At 62.7% G+C, this 9,589-nt stretch carries 3 protein-coding genes; 2 read left to right on the top strand and 1 reads right to left on the bottom strand.

Annotation, left to right across the window (positions count from 1 at the left end; all coding sequences use genetic code 11):
* Positions 1-70 precede the first annotated feature (70 nt).
* Positions 71-5,824: a DUF11 domain-containing protein gene (locus tag KO516_RS03615; RefSeq protein WP_216002445.1), complete on the top strand. Its 5,754-nt coding sequence runs from the start codon at positions 71-73 to the stop codon at positions 5,822-5,824.
* 230 nt (positions 5,825-6,054) lie between these two features.
* The gene (locus KO516_RS03620; protein WP_216002446.1) at positions 6,055-6,759 is read left to right on the top strand and encodes a hypothetical protein; all 705 of its coding nucleotides are present in this window, start codon (positions 6,055-6,057) and stop codon (positions 6,757-6,759) included.
* A 162-nt stretch (positions 6,760-6,921) separates the two neighbouring features.
* On the opposite strand, the gene KO516_RS03625 is transcribed toward KO516_RS03620, so the two are convergent.
* Positions 6,922-8,607 (bottom strand): calcium-binding protein, encoded by a 1,686-nt coding sequence (locus KO516_RS03625; protein ID WP_216002447.1) that lies wholly within the window; start codon positions 8,605-8,607, stop codon positions 6,922-6,924.
* Positions 8,608-9,589 lie beyond the last annotated feature (982 nt).

The following is a 9,589-nucleotide window of genomic DNA, read 5'->3' on the forward strand; positions in this document are numbered from 1 at the left end:
GGGCCTTTTCCCCTCCGCGGTTTCGTTCATTCCCGCGGCCCCCCCACCGTTATTCCGAGGAGCGAAACTGATGCGCAGTTTCCATCGCTTTGTCGGCAAGGGTGTGGCTCGGTTCCTTGTCATCGCAGCTGCCTCTCTGTGCCTCATGTCCCCGCCCACGTCTGCCCAGCAGTCCGCCGCCGGGACAATCATCCGCAACATCGCCCAGGTCACCTATTTCGACACCGGTCTGGGCATCCTCGTGACCCTTGACTCCAACGCCGTAGAGGCCCGCGTCAGCGTGGTTCCGGCTCTCGAGGTTTCCGGCCGCGAAAGGCTGCTGTTGTCGCGAGGGGCGATCGACCAGTTCTATTTCCGCATTTCCAACACCGGCAACATCGGGCTGGACGTGACCCCGGCCATCGTCACCTCGGGTGACGCCTCCCAGATCCTGAACCCGCGGCTGTTCATCGACCTCAACGGCAATGGCATGGTGGATGCGAACGAACCCGAAATTTCGGGCGACGACAGCTTCATCATCGCCGCCGGGCAGGACGCCCAGCTGATCTACAGCTTTCAGGTGACCGCTGGCGCACAGCCGGGCGACAGTTTCGACGTCGCGCTGACCGCCACGGGCCAGCCTCTTATTGACACCGATGAGGACGTCGCGCCTGTCACTGGCACGGGAACCGGGCGCGCCGAAATCGTGGCCGCCACGCTTGAGATCGAGAAATTCCAGGCAACGCAGCCCGGTGATGCCCTGACCCGTGTGCTGTACGATCTGCGCCTGCGCAACAACTCGGACGCGCCTGTCGCCGGGTATTCGGCCATCGACGGCACCCCATTGCGCATCGATGGTGTGGTCGTGACCGGTGTGCTGCTGCGCGACGACATTCCCCTGAACGCCCGTCTGGAATGGATCGACGAGGCCGCCGGCATGACCGCGCTGTTCCATCGTTCGGGCGATGCGCGGCATGACTACGTCAGCACCATGCCCGATGATGCCTCCGAGGTTGATGCCATCGCCTTTTTCCTGGCCGGGGATTTCCCCGTTGGCTGGTCGGCCGACGTTGGGTTCAGCGTTGCCATCGACGAGGCGCTTGGTGCGGTCGAGGTGGAAAATACCGCTGTCGGTTTTCTGCCCACCCCCCAAGGCGTGGTCGAGCAGCTGTCCAACACCGTGACCGTTGCGCTTGGCACGGGCACCCGTGGCACGCTGAATTTCATTGATCCGGTGACCGGGGTGCAGATCGGGTCCAGCGCGCTGGACAGCAACCTTGTCACGCGGCTGGTGTCCGGGGCATGCAACCTGAGCCAAGGCATCGACACGGTGCAGGTCACGCTGCAAAGCGTCCAGACCGGCGATGTCGAAACCACGACAGCACGGGAAACCGGGGCGAACACCGGGGTGTTCTTGATCGCGCCGCTGCCGGTGGCCGAGATGGCATTGGCCCGCGCAGGCGATGGCGTCATGGCATCGAACCGGGGCGACACCGTTCAGGCGCAGGCCCGCTGCGGGGTGCAATCCCTGACCACCAGCCTGATCATCGCGCCGGGAAACTTCGTCTTTGACGCCATCGGCAACGATCCGGTCGAAGGCGTCACCGTTGCGCTGATGGACGCCGACACCGGTCTGGAACTGGCGCGGGTTCTGAGCGATGCGCGCGGCTACTTTGCCTTTGGCGACATCGACGCGGGGCGCTACAGCTACGACATCATCGACGCCCCGGATTGGAGCTTTCCGACCCTGCGGCTGGATTTTCGCGGGTTCGAGCGCATCATCACCGATGCGGCCTTTGGCGGCAGCTTTTCCCATTCGGGCGGTTTGCTGATGGATTCCGACATTCCGGTCGATCCGTTCTATGGCGCGCCCATTGCGCTGAGCAAGGATGCGGACCGCGACCGTGTGGTGCAGGGCGAATTCGTGACCTACACGCTGGATCTGACCAACAACATGCGTCAGGCGCTGGTGGGCGCGCAGATCTTCGACCGCCCGGCCTATGGCATGACCTTCGTCAGCGGATCGGTGACGTTGGAGGGCGACGAGATCGAAGACCCCGAGCGTGACGGTCATGGCGATCTGCTGTTCGATCTGGGCAACATCGCGCCGCTGGACAATGTGGAACTCAGCTACGTCATGTCCGTGGGGGCCGCCGCACGCGAAGGCGATCTGGAAAACACAGCCCTGCTGGCGGGCCGTCAGGCAGGCACGGGCACGGCGTTGCAATCGGCGCCAGCCCGCGCCACCGTGCGGCTGGACAATTCTGGCGGGGTTTTTGCCCGGCAGGGAACGATCCTTGGCACCGTCTTCATGGATTGCGACGCAAACGGCATTCAGGACGACTGGCGCGAACCGGGCATCCCCGGCGTGCGCATCGTCACCCAGGAGGGGCTGTTCGTGGTCACGGATCACAATGGCAAGTATTCCATGCCCGGGATGCGCCCGATCACCCATGCCTTTCAGGTCCAGGCCGGCACCTTGCCCGCCGGCACCGAGGTTGCCGTGACACGCACCAACGACCTGCGCCGGGGCGGATCGCGCATCGTGCCGCTGCGCCGCGGCGAGCTGCGCAGCGAAAACTTTGCGGTGCAGGCCTGCACACCCGAGGCAATGGCCGAGATCACCGCCCGTCAGGATCATTTTAAGGCCAATGCCGGCCCGGACACGCTGCGCGCCTCTGACATGCCCATCGAAGGGGCACGCAACCCGCAGCGGTCCATCCGCACCGAGGCCGGGGTGGCGACAACCACGCAACTGACGCCGTCGATGCTGGTGCCCGCCCCCGAAGATGCCCAAGGCGCTTTGCCTCGCCCGGCGCTGGCCGCCAAGGCGCGCGCCACGCGCCGCCCTCTTGAGGCGATGGTGAAATCGCTTGATCCCGAACCCGGCTTTCTTGACTTCGAGGATGGCGAAACCCTCAGCCGCCGCACCCAGAACATCCGGATCAAGGGCAAGGCCGACCTGACGCTGGGGCTGATGCTCAACGGGCGTGCCCTTGGCGGCGACCGCATCGGCGAGCAGACCTCATGGGCCGAACGCAACGTACAGGCGGCGGAATTCGTCGCGGTGAAACTGCGCCCGGGGGCCAACAGGCTTGTGCTTGTCGGGCGTGACGGGTTTGGCATCGAACGGATGCGCCACGAAATCACGGTCACGGCTCCGGGCGATCCTGCACGGATCGAAATCATCGCGCCCGCCGAGGCCAGCGCCGACCCCGTCAGCGTGGTGCCGGTGATCGTGCGCATTCTGGATTCGCGCGGATTGCCGGTGCCGGCCTCGGCCACGGTGACGCTGGGGGGGGATCGCGCCCTGTGGGATGTGACCGACATCCGCCCCGGCACCCCCGGCGTGCAGGCCTATATCGACAATGGCGAGGCCACCTTCGGGCTGATCCCGCCGCAGGTGTCCGGCCCCGACCTCATCACCGTCACCAGCGGTTTTGCCAAGGCCGAGGCCCGCATCGCCTTTACCCCGAACCTTGACGAACGCATCATGATCGGCGTCGTCGAAGGCGCGGTGTCGCTTGGGGGCAAGGCCAGCAACGCGCTGCTGCCCAAAGACCAGTTCAGCCACTTCGAAGACACCACCACCGGCCTGCGCGGCGAGCTGTACCTCAAGGGGGCGATCCGGGGCGATGCGCTGCTGACGCTGCGCTACAGCTCCGATCAGGACACCGAGGACCGGCTGTTCCGCGACATCCGGGGCGACGAATACTACCCGATCTATGGCGACAATTCCGAACGCGGCTGGGACGCGCAATCGTCGACCAACCTGTATATCAAGGTGGAAAAGGGCCGCTCCTACGTGCTGTATGGCGATATCGCGATCCAGCCGGAAGCCTCGGCGTTTCGTCTGGGCGGACTGCAGCGCGTGACCACCGGGGCCAAGGCCCATTGGGAAAACGAGCAGGTGTCCGTCACCGTCTTCGCGGCGCGCACGGCGCAGGAACAGCAGGTGGTGGAATTTGCAGGGCGCGGTGTGTCCGGCCCCTATGATCTGGATCTTGGCGATTATGTCAATGGATCCGAACGGGTCGAACGGCTGGTGCGCGACGAAGACGGCGGCGACATTCTGTCCACCACGCCGCTTCGGCGCGGCACCGACTATGTGCTGGATTTCTTCACCAACACCATCACCTTTGACGATCCGCTGAGCCAGTTCGATGCGGATGGCAATCCGGTATCGGTGCGCATCACCTACGAGGTCGAAACCGATGGGGCCGAACGCTACTGGCTGTACGGCGGCGAGGTGAACTACGCGCTGAGCGAGCGCACCACCATCGGCGCGCGCGCGGTTCATGCGGATGCCCCCGTTGGCAACCCCGCCCGCGAGCGGCTGCAATCGGCCTATGTGCGCCATGAGACGCTGCAGGGCGGGCTGTGGGAAGCCGAGATCGCACGCTCCGAGGATTCCGATCAGGTCAGCGACATGGCCGCGCGCCTGTCCTATGGCATCGTCACCGAAACCGACCGTCTGGATTTCGAAGCCATCTACACTGGCTCGGATTTCATGGATGGGGGTCTGGCCCGCCCCGGCACCACGCAGGTGCGCCTGTCCTACGGGGTGGACATCGGCATCGACAACGATCTGGCCTTGTCAGCCGAATATGTGCGCGATCGCAATGAGGAGCGCACGCGCATGACGCTGGATGCGATCTATTCGCACCGCTTTTCCGATGGTTTCCGTGGCGAAATCGGGATAGAACTGGAACGCCGCGAGCACGACGGTGATCGCCATGACGAAGCCGCGCTGATCCTTGGCGGTCAGTGGACGCCGACACAGCGGCCCGGCGTATCGGTGCGCAGCCAGCTGCGTCTGCCCATCGCCGGCGAAGAGCGCAGCCCCGCCGAGCTGACCCTTGGCATGTACCGCGAGGCCAAGCCGGGATGGCGTGTCCACAACGAGATCGAGTTCGAATTCGACGACGAGATGGTGATGACCCGGTCGCGCTTTGGCATGACATATCAGTTGAACGACTGGCTGTCGGGCACCACCGAGATCACCGAGGCATCGGGCAACCGCGAAGAAACCATGGCCCAGGGGTTTGGCGCGGTCTGGCAGCTCAACGATCTGACGACCCTGCGCGCGGATATCGAACATTCGCGCGGCGCAAAGACAGGGCGTGACAGCCTGACCAGCGTCGCTCTGGGGGCCAAATGGCACAACGCACCCGAATCCGTGGTGGGCGACGCCGATCTGGATGTAACTCTCGAAGAGCGCGGCAATACCTACTACGCCGGTCTTGGCATGGCCGCGCAACTGGATAACGACTGGGCTGTTCTGGGGCGCACCCGCATCGCGATCGACAAGCGCGACGGCAAGGACAAGCTGCGCGCCCGGACCCGGATCGGGGCATCCTATCGCCCTGTCGAAGATCCGCGTCTGGATGTGCTCGCCTGGTACGAGCATCGTCTGGAAAAGCAGTATGGCCGCACCGAAACACATCTGTGGTCTGTCGATGCCAGCTACGAGGCAAACGCCGATCTGCGCCTGAACGGCAAATATGCAGGCCAGCATCAGCGTGTATCGGGGGGCAATGTCGATGCATCGACCACCACGCAGCTGTTGCAGGCCGGGGCCTACATGGATTTCGCCGATGACCGGTTCCAGATCGGTCTGAACGCCGCGCATCTGTGGGACAGCCGTGGCGGCAGCACCTCGGGGCTGGGCGCCGAGCTTGGGTTCTCTCCGGCGGCGGGCACGTTGCTGGCGGTGGGCTACAACGCCGTCAATGGCCGGGTGGCCGGGATGACGGACCTGTACCAGGAGGGGGTCTATTTCAGGTTCAACCTGCTTCTGGATGACAGCCTGTGGGACAGGCTTGACGGATTTCTCGGCAACTGAGTGAACCAGGTTGTCGGGAAAAGGGCCACACCGCGTAGCGCATCCGCGGTGTGGCCCGCTTGAATCTGGCTGGCCGCATGCGCCCGGGCATCTACGCCAAGGCGCGCGCGCAGCCGAATAGGGACATCCCACTATACCTTTGCAGGGCGAACCTGTCTGCTTGCCCCCCGCAAGCTATGACCTGCGATTTTTATAGTGCTCGCACTCAAGTGGTTCAGGAGTACGAAGCTATGAAAACAAGGTCTTTGATCTTTGCCGTTGGTCTTTTGGGAGTGCCTTTCGTGGGCGCGGCCGAAGGGCATCAGGCGCAGTTCAGCATGCATGATATCCGCCATTTCGAAGCGATCAGCTTTGGGCTGGGCGACAAGAGCAGCGCCGCGCCGATCCGCATCGACCTGCCGGTCAGGGCTGCGCCAAAAGCCGGACGGGACCCGTTCATCGCGTCGCGCTCTAGCGATCAGGCGGCCCGCCTGCGGGATCTGATCGGCCATGCCGAAGCGGGCCGCGCGGGCTATGACGCGGTACAGCACGGCGCGCGCATCCGCCCCAGCAGACGCCCGACGGACATGACCGTTGCCGAGATCTTTGGCTGGATCAAGGCCACCCCCAACCAGCCCCATGCGATCGGGCGCTACCAGTTCATTCCGGCAACGCTGCGCGGGCTTGTGCGTCGCGCCGGGGTCAACCCGCAGCAGCGGTTCTCACCGGCACTGCAGGACCATCTGGCGAACCTGCTGCTGGACGATGCAGGTTTTGGGGCGTTCACGGCGGGAAAGATGTCGCATCGAAGCTTCATGTACAATCTTGCGGGCATCTGGGCCGGGCTGCCGCTGCCATCGGGTCGCTCGCGCTATGAAGGCTATGCTGGCAACCGGTCGACCATCAGCTGGAACACCTACCGGACCGAGATCACCAGGATCTTTTCGCAACGGTAAATGCGTTTCGTCAGGGCGGGCACCCCCGGCGATCCACTCCAAGACAGGTATAGGGCGCCTTCCGATCTGGTTCGAGAAGCGCCCTATACCTGTCTTGCTCTGCGCTTGCATCAGCGCAGGCTTTGCATCGCGGACAGGATGGACCGAAGCCTTCCGCCAAGTTCAGCCAAACAACTCGATCGATCCCTGTTCCAAGAGGTCGTCTGCGGTGTAATCCCCTTCGAACACGACTGTCTTGCTGTCGCCCAGCACCAGGATCAGCTCATCAGCGCTGGCCTCAAAGATCAACGCATCCAGATCTTCGATGACATCGGATTCAATCTGCAACGTATCGCGCCCGACGGTGAAATCGAAGATCAGGTCCTCGAACGCCATCCCGCCATCGTTCACCCGGATCGTATCCCGCCCGAACCCTGTCGTGATCTGGTTGGCGCCACTGCCACCGATCAAAAGATCCCCGCCCTGCCCGCCATGCAGTTTGTCGTTTCCGGTGCCACCATAGAGCGTATCGCGGCCTTGCCCGCCTCTGAGGCCATCCGCCCCATGCCCGCCATAAAGCCGATCATCGCCATGACCGCCGATCAGCTTGTCCTTGGCGTTGCCGCCAGACAGGGTATCGTCCCCCTCGTTGCCGCGCAGCCGGTCGGCGCCCTTGCCTCCCTTCAAAAGATCCTCCCCGCGCCCGCCGATGAGCGTGTCGTTCCCACCCGCCCCAAACACGGTATCATCGCCCTGAAAGGACTTTATCTTTTCGCTTTGGTCCGTTCCGCGGATCCGGTCATCATATTCTGGTGCCCCATCTGCCGGGGCTTGCGACGAGACCGTCGCGGAAACGTCCTCGACCACAGGTACAATTGCAGCGCCCAGCCCCGGAATGAGCGCTGCAAATTCTGCTGATGGCTCTATTGCGCTCAGGGTGATCTGCATGACTTCCCCCGGCTCTAGGGTCGCCTCTATCATGCCGCCATCCAGAAACGCATCGACGGCCAGGCCCTGCAGTTCTGCCTGCGCGCTGTTCGATCCCGGCAACTGCCCTGATGCCACACCCAGAACCTGCCCGGTGATCGTCTCGGCGCCAAGAACCAGCCCCGAAACATCCACTTGGCTCGTTTCCAGCTGGTCCGAGGTCGAGGTCAGGAACAGGACCAGATCGCTATTCCCGTAAAAGCCGTGCAAATCCAGATGCGCCAGTTCCTGCTCTGTTTCGCGGCTGTCCGGCGCAAAATCGAGCATGGTTTTGCCGGGCAAGCTCGATGCCATCATGGCAAACATTTCACCCCCAGGGCTGAGTGCATCATGGCTGCGCCCCATCGAAAGCGCATTGGGAGAATTTTGCAGCAACGGCCAGGCATGCGCCACATCAACACCGGCCAGCATGAACTCTTCCACGATCTCAAGCATTTCGTGGGCCTGAAAAAGCCCGTAATCCTCGTCGTCATCGAGCAGAGCGCTGCTGCCCGAACTGTTCCATTCCGTGATGTAGATATCGAGATCGTCAAACGACTGCCCCCAGGTCTTTTCGATCATCCGCAGCATGAAGCTGCGTTGTGATTCAACCTCCTGCCCCTTGGAATAAAGATGGGTCACAACCCCGTCCGGGGCTTGGGCGCCCTCCCCTTCGAAGTAGGAAATCATCAAGTCGTTTGAAATCTTTGCCCAGTTCGGCGATCCGCTCGCACCAAGGTCGCTCTCGCTCAGGCCCAGATCGTATTTTGCATTGAGGTCCGCAATGACTGCATCTGCGGGAACACCAACATAATCGTTGCTCAGCTTGGCGTGGTCGAAATTCCATCCCGCTTGCACGACGATATCAATGTCCTGCCCTATGACGTCTTCGACAAGGCGCATCTCGTCGCGGATGATGCCTGTCATTTCGGCGGCAAGACGGCCATATTCGGCGGTGTTCATGCGCCCTGACCCCCAGTATTCATTGCCGATCTCAAAGGCGGCGATCCGGGCATCCCCATAAACGCCCGTGGTGACGTCTCGTATGAAACCACGCAGCACCTCGACATCGATTTCGGGCAGGCGATCGTTGTTTGCATCGACCCTATTGGACAATTGCGTGCGCGTGGGGATCACGATGGTCACCGCAGACCCAAGACGTTCGGCGGCGGCCATGAAGTCGCTCAAGGCGATGAAATCGACGGTCTGTGCGGCCTCGTTTCCCGTTGCGGTCTGGGCATCTGGGTTGGAAAGGTCGAAATATTCTTCGGTGAGCGATCCCCCAGGATAGCGCAGATCAGTCACCCCCAGATCGCGCACCAGCTCGGTATAGCTGCCTTCGCCAGTCATTTGGGTGCGCGGCGCCAAGATGTTTCCCCCGAACATGCCGGGGGTCGCAATCTCGCCGGCGAGTTCGGGAAGCGTGAGAATTTGGGGCTGGGCTGTTCCGGGCATGGTGCAAAATTCTTTCTGCAGCCACGTCGCCAGCCGCCCCTGACGCCAATCGCGCAGGGGCATATGGGCGGGGGCTGGCCTGCCAAAAGGAGAGGAGTGTCGTATTGAAGCCGTGCAGCTGCCGGCTCATCGGGCGCGCGGCAAAAGCCTGAGGATTAACGCGAGAATATTTCTTGAACTGTCATGGCTGCTCTGTCTGTTGGTGCATTCATGCTGACTCAAGCATCAAAACCGAGGGGCGGTTGCCGGAAGCATGCATAGGCGGGACAGAGAAGGGGTATGGGTTTTAGGCTTTTGGCGAGTGCCTTGATACCATCGGCTACGTTCAAGGCCGTGCTCGCCAATCGGGCATGAGGGTGGTTAGGGTCAGGATTCATAACCAGTAAATGACGAGAGCCGCGAGGGCGATGGCGGAGAGGAACACCTTGGG

The organism is Citreicella sp. C3M06, from assembly GCF_018860705.1.
Taxonomy (GTDB): domain Bacteria; phylum Pseudomonadota; class Alphaproteobacteria; order Rhodobacterales; family Rhodobacteraceae; genus Salipiger.

Bases quoted from the DNA above. Each gene is read 5' to 3' on its own strand.
- KO516_RS03615 (WP_216002445.1), top strand. From the start codon at position 71: ATGCGCAGTTTCCATCGCTTTGTCGGCAAGGGTGTGGCTCGGTTCCTT.
- KO516_RS03625 (WP_216002447.1), bottom strand. From the start codon at position 8,607: ATGCGCCTTGTCGAAGACGTCATAGGGCAGGACATTGATATCGTCGTG.
- KO516_RS03620 (WP_216002446.1), top strand. From the start codon at position 6,055: ATGAAAACAAGGTCTTTGATCTTTGCCGTTGGTCTTTTGGGAGTGCCT.